14 protein-coding genes are annotated in these 15600 nt (G+C 69.2%); 6 read left to right on the top strand and 8 right to left on the bottom strand.

From position 1 onward, the window contains the following. The first annotated feature begins 92 nt into the window (after positions 1-92). Positions 93-692 (top strand): histidine phosphatase family protein, encoded by a 600-nt coding sequence (locus ACQ5DX_RS20360; protein WP_430334291.1) that lies wholly within the window; start codon positions 93-95, stop codon positions 690-692. Here ACQ5DX_RS20360 and ACQ5DX_RS20355 read toward each other — a convergent pair. Next, the gene (locus ACQ5DX_RS20355; protein ID WP_430334290.1) at positions 645-1859 is read right to left on the bottom strand and encodes an MFS transporter; all 1215 of its coding nucleotides are present in this window, start codon (positions 1857-1859) and stop codon (positions 645-647) included. The two genes, ACQ5DX_RS20360 and ACQ5DX_RS20355, sit on opposite strands and share 48 nt — an antisense overlap. 94 nt (positions 1860-1953) lie before the next feature. Between ACQ5DX_RS20355 and ACQ5DX_RS20350 the strand changes: the two genes are divergently transcribed. Next, positions 1954-2523 carry a TetR/AcrR family transcriptional regulator gene (locus tag ACQ5DX_RS20350; protein ID WP_430334289.1) on the top strand — a complete coding sequence of 190 codons (570 nt, stop codon included), beginning with the start codon at positions 1954-1956 and terminating at the stop codon, positions 2521-2523. A gap of 2 nt (positions 2524-2525) precedes the next feature. Here ACQ5DX_RS20350 and ACQ5DX_RS20345 read toward each other — a convergent pair whose 3' ends face one another. The 3 genes from ACQ5DX_RS20345 to ACQ5DX_RS20335 form a co-directional block, all read right to left on the bottom strand. Further along, positions 2526-3998 carry a peptide MFS transporter gene (locus ACQ5DX_RS20345; RefSeq protein WP_430334288.1) on the bottom strand — a complete coding sequence of 491 codons (1473 nt, stop codon included), beginning with the start codon at positions 3996-3998 and terminating at the stop codon, positions 2526-2528. Positions 3999-4076: 78 nt separating this feature from the next. Further along, positions 4077-4454, bottom strand: coding sequence for a DUF3054 domain-containing protein (locus ACQ5DX_RS20340; protein WP_430334287.1), 378 nt, complete (start codon positions 4452-4454; stop codon positions 4077-4079). Between the two features lie 122 nt (positions 4455-4576). Then, a complete protein-coding gene (locus tag ACQ5DX_RS20335) occupies positions 4577-5008 on the bottom strand; it encodes a DoxX family protein (RefSeq protein ID WP_430334286.1) in 432 nt (143 codons plus the stop codon). A 170-nt stretch (positions 5009-5178) separates the two neighbouring features. On the opposite strand from ACQ5DX_RS20335, the gene ACQ5DX_RS20330 reads away from it, so the two are divergent. Beyond that, positions 5179-7353: a phosphocholine-specific phospholipase C gene (locus ACQ5DX_RS20330; protein ID WP_430334285.1), complete on the top strand. Its 2175-nt coding sequence runs from the start codon at positions 5179-5181 to the stop codon at positions 7351-7353. Between the two features lie 63 nt (positions 7354-7416). On the opposite strand, the gene ACQ5DX_RS20325 is transcribed toward ACQ5DX_RS20330, so the two are convergent. After that, on the bottom strand, positions 7417-7971 hold the full coding sequence (locus ACQ5DX_RS20325; protein WP_430334284.1) for a YceI family protein: 555 nt from the start codon (positions 7969-7971) through the stop codon (positions 7417-7419). 307 nt (positions 7972-8278) lie between these two features. Here ACQ5DX_RS20325 and ACQ5DX_RS20320 point away from each other — a divergent pair, with 307 nt between their 5' ends. Further along, positions 8279-8890: a hypothetical protein gene (locus ACQ5DX_RS20320; RefSeq protein WP_430334283.1), complete on the top strand. Its 612-nt coding sequence runs from the start codon at positions 8279-8281 to the stop codon at positions 8888-8890. A gap of 61 nt (positions 8891-8951) precedes the next feature. On the opposite strand, the gene ACQ5DX_RS20315 is transcribed toward ACQ5DX_RS20320, so the two are convergent. Further along, entirely contained in the window at positions 8952-10658 is a 1707-nt protein-coding gene (locus tag ACQ5DX_RS20315) for a 2-isopropylmalate synthase (protein ID WP_430334282.1), read from the bottom strand. Positions 10659-10824: 166 nt separating this feature from the next. Between ACQ5DX_RS20315 and ACQ5DX_RS20310 the strand changes: the two genes are divergently transcribed. Beyond that, entirely contained in the window at positions 10825-11508 is a 684-nt protein-coding gene (locus tag ACQ5DX_RS20310) for a FadR/GntR family transcriptional regulator (protein WP_430334281.1), read from the top strand. Between the two features lie 12 nt (positions 11509-11520). Here the strand turns inward: ACQ5DX_RS20310 and ACQ5DX_RS20305 are convergent, their stop codons facing one another. Both ACQ5DX_RS20305 and ACQ5DX_RS20300 read right to left on the bottom strand, forming a co-directional pair. Beyond that, the gene (locus ACQ5DX_RS20305) at positions 11521-12699 is read right to left on the bottom strand and encodes a lysylphosphatidylglycerol synthase transmembrane domain-containing protein (RefSeq protein WP_430334280.1); all 1179 of its coding nucleotides are present in this window, start codon (positions 12697-12699) and stop codon (positions 11521-11523) included. Positions 12700-12727: 28 nt separating this feature from the next. Next, positions 12728-14185 carry an adenylate/guanylate cyclase domain-containing protein gene (locus ACQ5DX_RS20300; protein WP_430335758.1) on the bottom strand — a complete coding sequence of 486 codons (1458 nt, stop codon included), beginning with the start codon at positions 14183-14185 and terminating at the stop codon, positions 12728-12730. 263 nt (positions 14186-14448) lie between these two features. Here ACQ5DX_RS20300 and ACQ5DX_RS20295 point away from each other — a divergent pair, with 263 nt between their 5' ends. Then, positions 14449-15591, top strand: a complete 1143-nt coding sequence (locus ACQ5DX_RS20295) for an AI-2E family transporter (protein WP_430335757.1) — start codon at positions 14449-14451, stop codon at positions 15589-15591. Positions 15592-15600: the final 9 nt, after the last annotated feature.

The following is a 15600-nucleotide window of genomic DNA, read 5'->3' as shown; positions in this document are numbered from 1 at the left end:
CTGAACGCATGTGACATTCGGCCGTACGCTCATACCCCAACCGTCGTGCGTAGTGAAAGGTGTAGGCGCGCCAGTGCGCCGGGTGATCGATCGTGCAGTTGATCCTTGTTCGACACGCACTGCCGGAGAGCGTCTCGGTGACGGAGGGCTCGGCTGATCCCGGACTCACCGAGTTCGGGCATCGCCAGGCTCGGCGCCTTCCGGGAGCCCTCGCCGACGTCCGTGTCGCCCGCGTGGTCACGAGTCCCATGCGCAGAGCCGTCGAGACGGCCGGGCCGCTCGTCGAATCGACGGGAATCGCACTCGAGGTGAACGAAGGGTTCGCTGAGTACGACCGGCACGAGGGCAGTTACATCCCGATCCACGAGGCCAAGGAGCGGATGCCGGAGACCTTCGCGCGCATCCGCGCCGGCTTCCTGCCGGACTTCGTCGACGAGAACAGCTTTCGGAGCAGGGTCCTCGGCGCGTTCGAGGACGTGGTGGCGCAGGCGCGGCACGAGGACACCGTCGTGGTCGTCGCCCACGGCGGCGTCGTGAACATCGTCCTGCAGCAGATCCTCGAACTGCCGCGCCCGTTGACGTTTCCGCTGGAGTACGTCTCGGTCACCCGGGTTCTCGTCTCGCGCAATGGTGTTCGTCGTGTTTCATCCGTCAACGAGACCGGGCACGTCCGCGACCTGACGGTCCGCTGATCGGAGCGCGATCCGGCATCCGACGGCAAGAAGCGTGACGATGCCGAAGAACGCACCGGCCGCGGACGTGAGCCCGAATCGGTCGCCGAGCCAGCCGACGCCGAGGATGGGCACGGCGCTGGCGAGGTAGCCGCACGCGAAGTATCCCGCGATGATCTCCGCTGACCGGTTCGGTGGCACGGCGGCGTGCAGTGCCGTCAGGCTGCTCGACGTGGTCAGTCCGTGCCCGACGCCGAGAGCGACTGTCGCGCCGAGGAATCCGAGGGCGGATGCGCCGACGACGGCCGCGGTGGCGGCGAGCGCGCCTGTCGCGAGACAGGCCAGCCCTGCGCGCTCCATCGTGGCGTGCGGCCGACTGCGTGTGAGGGTCTGCCCGACGGCAGAGGTTGCCAGCAGGATCGACACCGCGAGCGACGCGACCAGGGTGCCGGACGCGAGGTTGCGCTGCATCAGGGTCGGAACGAGTGCGAGGTAGTACCCGTTGAGAGCGTAGGCACAGCACAGTGTCGCGGTCGACAGCGCGACCCGTTGGCGTGCAAGAGGTTCCGTGGACGGCTTCGAGGGCGGCGCGGTGCGGACCCGAGTGGGCCCCGGATGGGTTGCGAACAACAACGACGCGGCGATCGGAAGCGGAAGGTAGAGCCAGTAGGCGGTGTGGGCCGGGTCCGGTAGCCACGCGATCGCGGCCTGGGCGAGCAGTGGTCCGGACGCGAGGCCGGTGGCGATACTCACCGACGAGACCACCGCGGCCTGCCGGGAGGGGAGGGTGTCCTTCAGCATCGCGGTCAATGTTCCGGTGCACAGGCCGACGCTCACGCCACTCAGTACCCGCGCGACGCCGATCGTCGTCACACCGCCGGCGGTGGCGAAGACGACGGTCGCCGCGATGGACAGCATCGCCGCGGCGACTGCCGTCGCTCTGCCTGTCAGGTGCCTCGAGAGTCGTCCGGCCACGATGAGGGTGGCGAGCACCCCGACGACGTACGCCGCGAAGATGGTGGTGATCCACACGCCGGTCAGTGAGAACTGCTGCCGATACAGCTCGAAGATCGGCGTCGTCAGCGTGCTCCCCATCAGGACGAAGACGAGTCCGCCGCCCAGTGTCGTGATCGCCCGGAGCGGCGAGATGGGGGCCGTGTCGTGGTGAGCGGCGGCAGCAGGAATCACGAGGATCCTCCCTCGGGTCGAGACCCTGGCGCGAATGAATAGGTAGACTAGTCTACCTATTCACCAGATCGTGCCGAGAGCAGGGAGTTCTCCAGTGGGGATCGCACACGACCGGATCTTGGCCGTCGCGCAGAAGCGCTTCTACCGCGACGGCATAGGCGCGACCGGCATCAACACGCTGACCGACGAGGCGGGCGTGGCTCGGATGTCGCTGTACAAGAACTTCGCGTCCAAGGACGACGTGATCGCCGAGTACCTCCAGCACCGCTTCGACACGTGGCGGGGGCTCTACGATGCGCGCCGCGCCGCCGCGGAAACGCCCGCGGACATCGCCGCGAGCGTCCCTCGTTCGTACCTCGATCACGTCGAGGCCATCGGCGCCGACTTTCGGGGGTGTGGCCTACTGAACGCCGCCGCGGAGTTGCACGGTCGCCCGGAGCTCTACACGAGCATCCTCGCCCGCAAGGACGAGGTGACGGAACTGCTCCGGGCCGATCTCGCCGAGTCGGGGGTCGACGACCCGGATCAACTGACCGAGATCGCCTTCCTACTCCTCGAAGGCGCGGTGGTCCACGACGGGCTGCGTGGTCGCGTGGACCACCTCGACCGGGTCGTCCGGCACATCGACGTGCTCGTCGCCCAGGCGTTGGCCGACACCGCGTGAGGTCAGTTCACCCCGCGCATGAGCTTGCGGATCCACGGCGACACCACCGCGAGCACGACGCCGACGCCGATCGAGGCCAGGCCGACGGTCGCGAAGTACGGCACCTCGTGGTCCGGGCTGTAGTGGCCCGACAGCGTGCCCGCAAGGCTGGACCCGAGCGCGATCGACAGGAAGAACAGCGCGACCATCTGGGTGTGGAAGGCGGCCGGCGCCAGCTTGGTCGACAGTGACAGACCCACCGGCGACAGCAGCAGCTCGGCGAACGTGAACATCAGCAGGATCCCGGCGAGGCCGAGCAGCGGGGCGCTGTTGGCGCCGCCGCCGGACATCGGGATGAAGCACAGGAACGCGAGGCCCATGATGCCAGTGCCGAGCGCGAACTTCATCGGTGACGACGGCTGCCGCGGGCCGAGCTTGGTCCACACGGCCGCGAACACGCCGGCGAAGATGATGACGAACACCGGCTCGATCGACTGCACCCACGTCGGCGGGAAGTCCCACCCGAAAAGGTTGCGGTCGAGGCGCTCGTCGGCGTAGATCGCGACGGTGGTGAACTGCTGCTGGAACAACGACCAGAAGACGGCGCTCGCGATGAACATCGGGATGAACGCGAACACCCGGCTGCGCTCCTGCGCGGTGATCCGGCGGCTGGTGAGGATGACCGCGAAATACGCGATCGCGGCGACGACCGTGAGCGTGACGACGATCGTGGACAGATGGTCGGCGGTGATCACCCCGGTCAGTGCCAGTGCGGCGACCACGACGACGGCGACGGCAGCCGACACCATCATCCGAGGTCGGTCGGCGGCGGGCAGCGGGTTGGGCACGCGCGAGCCGACCCCGTTGAGGCGGCCGCGACCCAGGGTGTACTGGATCAGGCCCAGCGCCATACCGACCGCGGCCAGGCCGAAGCCCACGTGGAAGCCCCAGTTCTTCTGCGCCCACCCGGTGAGCAGGGGGCCGAGCAGGCCGCCCAGGTTGATGCCCATGTAGAAGATCGAGAAGCCCGCGTCGCGCCGCTCGTCGTCCGGTGCGTACAGGTCACCGACCAGCGAGGTGGCGTTCGCCTTCAACCCGCCGCTGCCGAACGCGATCATGATCAGACCGATGCCCACCCCGGCCAGACCGGGCATCAGCGCGAGGCTGATGTGCCCCAGCATGATCAGGCAGGCGCTGTAGAAGAGGGTGCGCTCGGAACCGAGCAGTCGGTCCGCGACCCACGCGCCGACGATGGTCGACAGGTAGACGGTGCCGCCGTACGCGCCGACGATGCTGGCGGCCGAGGCCTTGTCGAGCCCCAATCCGCCGTCGGCCACCGTGTAATACAGGTAGTACAGCAGGATGCCCTGCATGCCGTAGAACGAGAAGCGTTCCCACATCTCCACGCCGAACAGGTTCGCCAGCGCGAACGGCTGCCCGAGGAAGCCTCGGTCGGAAGAGGGGGCAGAGGGCAGTTGTTCGACTCGCGAACTCATGGGTACTCCGGGGACTGTCGTGTCGAGCAGACGGCGGGCAGCAGCCCGCCGCAGGTGTAGCGATAGGAAGTGGGAACGTCAGGCGAGAGGCCGACGCGACCGCAGGGTCTGATACAACGCCCGCCATCCGATGAGGAACAGGGCGAGGAACGACGCCGCGACCAGGATAAAGGAGAACGCGGTGCCCTGGCCGACGAGCACCCGGATCAGCATTCCGAACACCAGCGCCGAGACCCACACGACGACACCTGTCGGGACGGCCCGCAGCGGGTCGAACTTGTCGCGGTAGAGCCCGAACGTGATGAGCCAACCGGCCGCGAGACCGGTGAGGAACGGCCACGCCGTGGTCAGCAGACCTCCGATGCTGGCGGCCTCCTCGTGGCTGCTCCTGCCCGCCGCGGCGAACGCAAGGATCAGGAGGATGTCGACGACGGCGGCGAGCAGGTACTTCTTCACGACGACCAGCCTATGCCGCACGCTGTCGCCCGCTGCCTGGGCCGGTCCGTGGCACGTCGACGCCCCCGCCGCCCCCGCCGCCCCGGACGACCGGGGCGGCGAGGGGCGGTCGGTCCGCCGGGTCAGTCGCGCACGAGCGGCATGATCGCGCGGACCCGGGCGTCGCGCAGGTACAGCCCGCCCCACACGAAGATTCCCGCGTACACGGGGGACAGGATCGTCGACAGCAGCGGCTGCTCGGTGAGGATGTTGCACGCGACCGCCCCGCCCAGGTACCCGGTGAGCAGCACCGCGCCGAGAATCGACGTGACCGGCACCAGGTACAGCGCCAGGCACACGAGCATCACCACACCCATGATGTAGGGCGCGTAGTCGGGGAAGCCGTACTCGGCCATCGAATCGCGGACCGGTTGGATGTTCGCGAGGTGGATGCCGGCGTCGAACATCAGGAACGCCACCACCAAGCCGGTGACGACGAGCCCGACGAGTCGGGCCCGCGACGACACGGTGGCGGTAGTCGGGCTGGTGTGGGTGTGGGGGACTGCGGTGGCCATGGCGCGCTCCGTTCCTCTGGCCGCTCCCCGCCCGATGCGCGGAGCCTTTTGCGGTACAGACCGGCCCGCCGCTCGAAACTCATCGTCGATCAGGCGAATTCGCCTCCGAACAGCGCGTCTCTTCGATAGCCTCCGGCGACTGCGTCCGATTCGCGTGCCCGGGAGGTCCAGTGACGTTCGAGATGTCTCGCCGCCGGTTCATGGCGTTGGGTGCGGGCGCCGTCGGCGCCGCCGCCGTCGGCTCGCTGCTGCCACCGTCGCTGCAGGCCGCCCTCGCCGCCCCGGTGCCGCCCGGCGGCCTGGACTCGATCGAGCACGTGGTGCTGCTGATGCAGGAGAACCGGGCGTTCGACCACTACTTCGGCACGCTGCGCGGGGTGCGCGGCTTCGGCGATCCGAACGCGTTGCGGCTCCGCACCGGCCGCACCGTCTACGAGCAGCCGGACCGGGAATCGGTCGTCGTGCCGTACCCGATCCGGGACGCGGCGAGCGCGCAACGGATGGACACCCAGAACGTCGATGCGCTCGATCACGAGTGGGTCGGCGGGCAGGCCGCGGTCGCGGGCGGCTGGCACGACGGCTGGATCCCGGCCAAGACGGCCGCGACGATGGCGCACTACGACCGGCAGGACATCCCGTTCCAGTTCGAGCTCGCCGAGTCGTTCACGGTGTGCGACGCCTACCACTGCTCGGTGCCCACTTCGACGTCCCCCAACCGTAACTACTGGTTCACCGGCTACACCGGGTTCGAGGCGGACGGCTCGCGCGCGGTCACCAACGACGCGTACATGCCGTGGCACGGCGGGTACACGTGGACCACGGTGCCCGAGCGGCTCGAGACGGCCGGTGTGAGCTGGCGGGCCTACCAGGAGTGGGACAACTTCACCGACAACAACCTCGAATACTTCGTCCGGTTCAAGCAGATCGTGCACGCGCTGCTCGGACACCCGGTGCTGGTGCCGTACCAGTTCCCCACGCTCGCCGCGCTGTATGCGGCGCTACCGTTGCTGCCCACCGGCATCCAGGACACGATCCTGCGGTGCCTCGACGAGGGCGTCGCGCGACTCGACGCCGCCGATCGGCGGCTGTACGACCGGGCGCTGCGCCGTGAGCGGCCCGGCACGCTCGCCGACGCGTTCCGCGCCGACGTCGAAGCACGGACGCTGCCGCAGGTCTCGTACATCGTCCCGTCCGGGGCCGACTCCGAGCACCCGATGGTGTCGTCGCCGGCGGCGAGCGCGACGCTGGTCTACAAGATCCTGGACGTTGTCGCCTCCGATCCCGAAACCTGGTCGAAGACAGCGATTTTCCTCAACTTCGACGAGAACGACGGCTACTTCGACCACGTGCCGCCGCCGCTGCCGCCGCGGGGCGTCGTCGACGAGTACGTCGGTGACAAGCCACTCGGCCTCGGCCCGCGGGTGCCGATGACGGTGGTCTCGCCGTGGACCGTCGGTGGGTACGTGTGCTCGCAGGTGTTCGACCACACGTCGGTCACCCAGTTCCTGGAGGAGCGGTTCGGCTTCACCCAGCCGGAGATCAGCGGGTGGCGTCGTACCGTCGCGGGCGATCTGACGTCGGTGTTCGACTTCGCGAATCCGCGCTCGCGGCCGTCGCTCACCGCGCCGCCGCCGGCGCCGCCACTCACCCCGCGGTGGAAGCCGGCGCCGCCGGACCAGCAGCGGATGCCGATGCAGGAGAGCGGAACCCGTCCCGCGCGGGCGCTGCCGTATCAGCCCGACGCCGACGTCGACTTCGACGCCACCGCTCGGAAGCTGTCGGTGCGGATGCGCAATGCGGGCGCCGAGAGCGCCCACCTGGCGCTGTACCCGTACGCGGGGGAGTTCGAGCTGCCGCGGCACTACGACGTGCGCGGCGATCAGGCCGACACGGTCCCGGTGCCGGGGGAGCGCTACGACATGACGATGCTCGGCCCCAACGGTTTCCGGCGGGAGTTCGCGGGATCGGCGACCGGTCCCGGAGCTGCGGTTCAGGTGGGCACGACGGTCGACGCGGCCGGTAGGACGGTGCGGGTGCGGGTGTCCAACCGCGGCGCCGGTGCGGTCACGGTCGAGTTGTCCGGCGACTCCGCGTCGCTCGCGGCCGGCGCCGAGCGAACGTGGACGGTGTCGTCGCAGCAGGGTTGGTACGACGCGATGCTCACGCTCGGCGAGGATCCGACGTTCCGGCGCCGGTGGATGGGGCACATCGAGAACGGTGCCGAGAGCGTGAGCCAGCGGTCGGTCGAGGTGGCCGCTACGGGGGACCTGACGCTACTGCCCCAGCCGCCGCAGCCATCCGGGATCGGATCGCTGTCGCTGCCGACGGGAAGTCTCGGGTCATGAACGAACGCACCCGCTGCGGGCGGGGGAGGTAGCCGCAGCGGGTGCGTTGTCGGTGGGGGTGGATCAGGCCTGGAGGCCGGCCTCGATCTCCAGGTTGATGGTGATCTTGTCGCCGACGACGGCGCCGCCACCCTCGAGCGGCATCTCGATGCTGATGCCGAAGTCCTTGCGGTTGATGGTGGTGGTGGCCTCGAAGCCGGCGACCGGGCCGTTGCCCATGCCCGGGTTGACGCCCAGGAACTCGAGCGCGAGCTCGACCGGCTTGGTCACGCCGTGCAGCGTGAACTCGCCCTCGATCACGTAGTTCGAGCCGGCCGGACGCGTCGCCGTGGAGACGAACTTGGCCGTCGGGAACTGCTCGACGTCGAAGAAGTCGGCCGACTTGATGTGGCCGTCACGCTGCTCGTTGTTGGTGTCGATGGACGAGACCTGGATCTCGGCCCGCACGGACGGGGTGCCGTCCTCGGCGACCGTGATCGCGCCGGTGAAATCGTTGAACGTGCCGCGGACCTTGCTCACCACGAGGTGCCGGACGACGAAGCCGACCGTCGAGTGGGTGGGGTCGATGGCCCAGGTGCCGGCGGTCAGGTTCGGAAGGGCGGTGGTGGCGGTGGTCATGAGCACTCCTCGGAGTAAGTAGTTGAAACTTCAAAGACTGTAGCTTCAACGGTGGCACCGGGTGAGGCATTCCGCAAGCGGACGTGATGCCGATCACACTCCAGCCTTTCCGCATCGATCCCGCCGTCGGTCCGGCCAGCGGGAAAGGTTCCTACTGTTCGGTAAGTTGCCGTGGTACGTTCGCGCTGTTCGGTTGTTTTGTCCGTCATGTGCGCTTACGAGCTGCCGCATGTTCGCTTCTGCCGGCACGGATCTCGGGTCGGGCGGAGTTGTGGTGAGCCGTGCCATTTAGAGGTAGGAGAAGCCGTTGTCGAAGAAGATCACCATTGCCCGTTGCGCCACCGCCGCTGCCGCTGTGACCGGAACCCTCGCCCTGGTGCTGCCGGGCGTCGCGTCCGCTGAACCCGCCGCCGCAGTGCCCGCCCCGAAGATCTCTGCCCATGTCGACGGCGACGCCATCGACATGACGGTGACGCAGGGCGCCGGTGAGGGTGTGCTCTGCCTGCCCATCGTTCTCGGTGCGACCGATGCGCTGCCCCTCGCGGTGACGCCGACGGACCAGTGGCCCGGTTTCGGTGACCTCGTGAACAAGGTCTACTACATCGGAAACGCGACGTCGGCCGCGTCGCCGACGGCGGACAGCACCACCGCCACCGTCGACGGCTTCAACCCCGGTCTGCTCAAGCCGATCACGCCCGGCGCGTACGCCGTCGTCGGCGCGTGCTTCGACGCCGCGGCCCAGGACCAGGTCCTGTCCTACAGCTACCAGGTCGTCTTCTTCCCCGGTGGTGTCGGCAGCCTCGGCCAGGCCCTGGATCTCGGCAGCACCACGATCGGCATGGAGGGCGGTAGCACCATCATCGCCGACCTGCTGAAGAGCGGTGCCGGCAGCAGCATGCTGTCCGCAGCCATCAGCTGATCCGCGTGGCGCCGACCGAAACGTGCTCGCGTGAGCCGCATTTCGGTCGGCGCCCGATCGATCACTCCGGCTGTGACGCCGCCGTCCCGGCGGCCGCCGCCAGCACCGCCCGCAGCGCCGACGCCGTCACCGACTGGTCGTGCCCGACGCCCCAACGCTCGACGCCACCGCTGCGGCACAGCGCGAACGTCGCGGCCCGCCCGGCGCTACCCGCCCCCACGGACTGCTGCACGAGGCTGAGGACCTCGACCGAATGGCCGTGGTCGGCCAGGACCTTGGTGAGCGCCTCGACCGGCCCGCTGCCCGTTGCCGCACCGGCGATCGCGCCGCCGCCGATGTCGGCCTGCACGCGCAGGTGGTCGCCGTCGTCGAGGTGTTCGACCGACCACTGTCCCAGCTTGCCCTCGAACCCGTACTGCGACATGAGCAGTTCCCACAGCTGCTCGCCGGTGATCTCGGCACCGCTGTCGTCGGTGGCGCGCTGAACCCGCCGGGCGAAGTCGATCTGCAGCGGCCGCGGCAGGTCGAGGCCGTATCCCTCCTGCAGCAGGTATGCGATGCCGCCCTTGCCGGACTGGCTGTTCACGCGGATGACCGCCTCGTAGTCGCGTCCGACGTCACGGGGGTCGATCGGCAGGTACGGCACGTCCCACGGCGCCTGGCCGGGATCGACTCCCGCGGCCTCGGCCCGCGCGTAGTGGTGGGCGAAGCCCTTCTTGATCGCGTCCTGGTGCGTCCCCGAGAAGGCGGTGTACACCAGGTCGCCGCCGTACGGGTGCCGGTCGTGCACGTCGATCCTGTTGCAGTACTCCACCGTTCGCTTGACCTCGTCGATGTCCGAGAAGTCGATCATCGGGTCCACGCCCTGCGCGTGCAGGTTGAGTCCGAGCGTCACCAGGTCGACGTTGCCGGTGCGCTCGCCGTTGCCGAACAGGCAGCCCTCAACGCGCTGCGCGCCGGCCAGCACCGCCAGTTCGGCGCACGCGACGCCCGTGCCGCGATCGTTGTGCGGATGCACCGACAGGATCACCGATTCGCGGCGCGCCAGGTGGCGGTGCATGTACTCGATCTGGTCCGCGTACACGTTGGGCGTCGAGATCTCCACCGTCGCAGGCAGATTGTGGATCACCGGGCGATCCGGCGAGGCGTCCCACAGCTCGGTGAGGCTGTCGCACACCTGCAGCACGTAGTCCGGCTCGGTCAGGTTGAACACCTCGGGGGAGAACTCGAAGCGCACCCCGGGCTGGGCGTCGCCGCCACGGGCGACGTCCTGGGCAGCGTCGAAGATCAAGCGGTGCAGCGCATCCCGGTCGTGGCCCAGCACGACGTTGCGCCACGTCGGTGCCGTCGCGGTGTACATGTGCAGCACGACGTTCGGCAGGCCGCGGACCGACTCGAACGTGCGCTCGATGAGATCGGTTCGGGCCGCCGTGAACACGACGATGGTGACGTCGTCGGGCACGAGGTCGTGCTCGGCGAGGTCGCGGACGAAGTCGAAGTCCGTCTGGCTGGCCGACGGGTAGCCGACCTCGATCTCCTTGTAGCCCATGCCGATCATCAGTTCGAAGAACCTGCGCTTGCGTGCGGGATCCATCGGCTCGGCGAGGGCCTGGTTGCCGTCGCGCAGATCCACCGGCACCCACAGTGGGGCGGTGGTGGTGTGAGCGGTGGGCCAGATGCGCTCGGTCGGTGGGACCTCGACCCGGTCGAAGTGCGGGCGGTAGCGGTGGCTGGGCATGGACGACGGACGCTGACGATTCCAGATCATGAGGAAGGCTCCTGTGCGGATCGAAACGGTCGACCGGCGCGGCGGAACCCCGCGGCGGGGTGCCGGTCCGGTCAGGCCCCGCCGCGGCGACCGAGAAGCAGTCCGCGGAACGTCATGGTGGCTAAGCTAGAGGAAAACAACTTGTCTGACAACCTGAGGAGATCGATTGACTGCCGCGCTCAGCCGGAACCTGCTGGCCGATCAGGCCGCCGACCAGCTACGACGGCGGCTCGCGGCGGGGGAGTGGGAAGTCGGGGCCAAACTCCCGGGAGAGACGACCCTCGCCGCCGAACTGGGCATCGGACGGTCGACGGTCCGCGAGGCGCTGCGGATGCTCGCGGGGCAGGGAATGCTGCGCGCGCGGCAGGGCGCCGGGGTGTTCGTCGAACGCACCGAACCGGAAACCGACGGCTGGGAGGCCGTGCTGCAGCGCGAGGCCATCGCCGCCGTCGTCGAGGTCCGCGCCGCGATCGAGATCGAGGCCGCGCGGCTCGCCGCCCAACGAGCCACCGACGCCGACGTCGCCGCGATGCGTCGTGCCCTCGATCTGCGTGCAGCCGCAGCCGCCGCATCCGACCGGGCGTTCGTCGAGGCCGACGCGGCGGTCCACCGGTCGATCGTCGCGGCCGCCCACAACCCCGTCCTGTCCGAGCTGTTCGAGACGTTCGTCCCCCGTGTCGCCGACGCGATGGTCGAGATGATCGGCCTGCTCGGGCTGCGGGACCGCGACACCGAACCGAACTCGGACGAACACGCCGCGCTGGTGGATGCGATCGCCGCCGGCGACATCGAGCTGGCGGCCCGCATCAGCCGCGCGCACCTCGAGGCGATGGCCGCCGACCTGGCGTGACGGCCGCTGCGATCACTCCGGCGACGGTGGCCGCTGCTGCGGTTCGACCTCGAGCGGTTCGACCTCGAGCCGGACGTCGACCGCGTCGGCGACGGTGCGGCGCTCCTGCAGGGCCGTCGTCTCGCGCCGCTCGAGCTCGACGTCGTACTCGAGGTCGACGTGCTGTCGACCTCGGAAGAGGAACGCGAAGACGATCCAGCCGACGATCGCGACCAGGATGAAGCTCACCCCGCGGTAGACGAACGCGGCCGCCACCGCCTGCGACGCACTGATGCTCGCGGCCGTCGTGAGCGCCGCGATCAACGTCGCGTCCACGTACACCAGCCCGCCCGGCGCGCCCGGGATCGTCGCGACCGCCTTGCCCGCCGCGAACGCGATGAGCACGCCCGCGAGCACCGGATCGGCCCCGACCGCGAAGCACGCCGCGCCCAGACAGACCACGTCCGCGACCCGGTGCACCGCCGACCACCACAGCGACAGCGCGGCGTCGCGCTTGCCCAGCTGGACCGAGTCGAGCTGCTCGATCGTGGTGCGCACCGCGTTCATCCCGGTCTCCGGCGGCTTGCGCAGCATCCGATTCACGCGGGTCAGCACCCAGCGCGCGGCACCCTCGATCGACTCCGGATGCGCCGACACGTAGCGCCCGGCATACATCAGGGCGACCAACCCGGCCACCGAGAACAGCAGCGTGAACGGGCTCACCGATCCGCCCACCAGCAGCGCCCCGGTCATGCCGATCACGGCCAGTCCCGCGGCGGCGATCACCCCCGAGATCGCGAGCTGCCACGACGCCACCACCGGCGTCGCGCCCCAGCGGCGCGTCTCCCGATAGGTGAAGGCCGTCGAGAACACCTGACCGGCCGGCAACGTCAGCGCCATGGCCGTCGACCCGTAGATCACCGACAGCGACTTGCGCTGACTCACGTCCACGCCACCCGCGTGCAGCAACTGCTTCTGGACCCGGCTGTAGCCGCTCAACGACATCGCCTGCGCGACGATGCACAGCGCCAACCAGCCCCAATGGATCTCCGTCAGCGCCAGCCACGACTCGTGCAGGCGAGGCCACAGGTAGACGCCCTCGCCCACCAGCAGCGTGACCAGCAGCGCACCAGCGACCCACTTGAGCCACCAGAAGCGACCGCGTGGGCGATCTGGGTAGCCGCCTCGCGGGTCGGGCTCCGGCTGTGCCACGAGCCCAGGGTAACCAAGATTGTTCACGTCACTCCGGATACAACACGGGCCACGCGAGGTGAGTGTTGCGCCGCCGGCCCCGCAACTGCACCTGCTCACCCAACTCCCAGTGCGCCTGTTCCTCGTCGTCGGCGAAGTACAACGCGCTCGTCGACGCCAGCACCCGGCTCGGGCGCAGCTTCGCGAGCTCGGTCAGACGCGACGCCTCGTTCACCGGGTCGCCGATGACGGTGTACTCGAAGCGCTCGGCCGCGCCGATGTTGCCCGCCACCGCGAGACCCGCCGACACGCCGATGCCGATGTCGAGGCCGGTGATCTCGTTGAGCGCGAAACGCAGCTCCCGCGCCGCGGCCAGCGCGGCCGTCGGCGCGTCCGGGCGGTCCAGGGGCGCACCGAAGATCGCGAGCGCCGCGTCGCCCATGAACTTGTTGACGAAGCCGTGATGGCGGTCGACGACGTCGACGACCACCCGGAAGAACTCGTTGAGCAACTCGACGACCTCACCCGGCGGGCGCTCCGCCGCCGCGCCCGTCGAGCCGACCATGTCGACGAACAGGACCGCGACGAATCGGGTCTCACCGCCGAGCTCGGTGCCGAACTGCAGGGCCCGTCGGGCGACGTCCTCGCCGACATGCTGACCGAACAGCTCGCGCAGCAGCTTGCGCTCGTCGGATTCGCGCATCATCCGGTTGAAGCCGACCTGCAGGCGACCGATCTCCGAGCCGTCGAACACCTCGACGCGCACGTCCGTCTCGCCGCGCTGCGCCCGCTCGATCGCGCGTCGCAGCTGCCGGATCGGATCCGAGATCTGGCTCGCGGTCAGCATCGACAGCGCGAACGCCTGCCCGATCGCCATGATCGACAGCAGCAGGATCGCCCACGCCAGCGCGCTGGGCGAGAACTCGAGGTCGGTGGTCAACTGCGTGACGCACAACAGGATGATGCCGATGACCGGCATCAGCGTGCCCAGGCCCCACGTCATCGCCATCCGGGTGCCGACGCCGGGCGCCATCGTCCGGTCGAACTGGCCCTCACTGAGGGCCTGCGCCGCCACCGGACGCAGGATCCGCTCGCCGAGCATGTAGGTGAACCCGAACGTCGTGGTGGCCGCCATGCCGACGGTGACGACGACGGCGATGGAGAGTTCCGGCATCTCCTCGACCGTGAGCAGTACGAAGATCACGCCGCCGAGGAACCACAGGACCAGATGCACGATGGCCTGCCGCAACGGCGCGTGCAGCGCGGCCATCTGCTCGGCGCGGGTCGGTGGACCGCCCCGCAACTGCCAGCGGATCACCGACCGCAGCATCATCGCCGCCGCGGTGAGGCTGACGACACCGGCGAAGATGAGATACACGCTGAAGACGGCGAAGTTGCGAACGTGGTCGTTGATGATGGCCGCCGACTCCGGAATCGGGATGCCGTAGCGGACGAAGGCGAACACCAGCACGGCGCCGAGCAGGTTCGCCCCGAGCATCGAGAGCATATAGAGGGGCCAACGACTGCGAATCGTCAGCGCCACTGCTCGGTAGGATGCCCACACGACCTCATAATTTAGCGGGACATGCTTCGCAGCTCGGCAGCGCACACTCTTGCCGCGCCGGGCGGCCGTTTCTCCGCCGCGGATAGTCCCCGCGCCGTTAGGCTCGCGCGGTGGGCGACAACGAACCGGGGGACGCTCCCGCACCGGCGGAAACGCAGAAGTCGGCGGTCTCGGGAAGCACGCCCGAGCGGCCCGCATCGGCGTCGGTGCACGCGCTGGTGCGCGTCGGCGCCGCCTGGACGTGGCGCCTGCTCGTCCTCTTCGCTGGACTGCTCGCGCTCGGATACATCGTCGCGAAGCTCGACACCGTCGTCATCCCCGTCGCGCTGGCACTGCTGCTCGCTGCGTTCCTCATGCCCAGCGTCAACTGGATGCACCGGCGCGGAGTGCCGCGATCGGCCGCGGTGATCATCGCTGTCGTCGGCACGATCGGGATCGTCGGCGCAGTCCTCTCGTTCGTCGTGGAACAGTTCGTCAAGGGCATCCCCGGGCTCACCGATCAGTTCACCGCCAGCGTCAACACGGCACAGAACTGGCTCACCGAAGGACCACTGCACTTCAGCGAAGACCAGATCCGGCACGCCGGGGACAACGTCGTCAAGGCCCTGCAGTCCAACCAGGAGGCGCTGACCAGCGGGGCACTGACCACGGCCACCGTCGTCGGCGAGATCTTCGCCGGAGCCTTCCTGACGCTGTTCACCCTCGTCTTCTTCCTGTACGGCGGGGACCAGGTCTGGGAATTCGTGACGCGCATCGTCCCGAAGCAGTCGCGGGCCCGGGTCCGGCTGGCCGGCCGGCAGGGCTTCAGTTCGCTCGTCGGCTACACCCGCGCCACCGTCGCGGTGGCCGCGGCCGACGCGATCGGCATCGGCGCCGGCCTCGCGATCCTCGGCGTCCCGCTGGCCCTGCCGCTCGCGTCGCTCGTCTTCATCGGCGCGTTCATCCCCATCGTCGGTGCCTTCGTGACGGGGTTCCTCGCGGTCCTCGTCGCACTCGTGACGAAGGGCCTGCTGACCGCGCTCATCGTGCTCGGCATCATCATCGGCATCATGCAGCTGGAAGGCCACGTGCTGCAGCCGCTGCTGCTGGGCCGCGCGGTCCGCCTGCACCCGCTCGCGGTGGTGCTCGCGATCACCACCGGCATCGTGCTCGCCGGCATCGTCGGTGGACTGCTGGCGGTGCCCATCGTCGCGTTCCTCAACACCGCCGTCCGGTCGCTGTGCGCGCAGGATCAGGAAGAGGTGTACGAGTCCCTCTCCAACGTCGACCCGTCCGTCCCGATGTTCCCCTCCACGCCCGACGAGCCCGACGAGCCCGACGGTGCCGGAAACGCTTCGCACCGCGACTGACTTATCCTT

The organism is Rhodococcus sp. ACT016 (assembly GCF_050477185.1).
Lineage (GTDB): Bacteria > Actinomycetota > Actinomycetes > Mycobacteriales > Mycobacteriaceae > Prescottella.
Note: the sequence above shows the minus strand (reverse complement) of the source record. Positions and strands in the feature narration are given on the sequence as shown.

Coding starts and splice junctions, on each gene's coding strand:
- ACQ5DX_RS20345 (WP_430334288.1), bottom strand. CDS start 3,998: ATGAGTTCGCGAGTCGAACAACTGCCCTCTGCCCCCTCTTCCGACCGA.
- ACQ5DX_RS20335 (WP_430334286.1), bottom strand. CDS start 5,008: ATGGCCACCGCAGTCCCCCACACCCACACCAGCCCGACTACCGCCACC.
- ACQ5DX_RS20325 (WP_430334284.1), bottom strand. CDS start 7,971: ATGACCACCGCCACCACCGCCCTTCCGAACCTGACCGCCGGCACCTGG.
- ACQ5DX_RS20315 (WP_430334282.1), bottom strand. CDS start 10,658: ATGATCTGGAATCGTCAGCGTCCGTCGTCCATGCCCAGCCACCGCTAC.
- ACQ5DX_RS20300 (WP_430335758.1), bottom strand. CDS start 14,185: ATGCTCTCGATGCTCGGGGCGAACCTGCTCGGCGCCGTGCTGGTGTTC.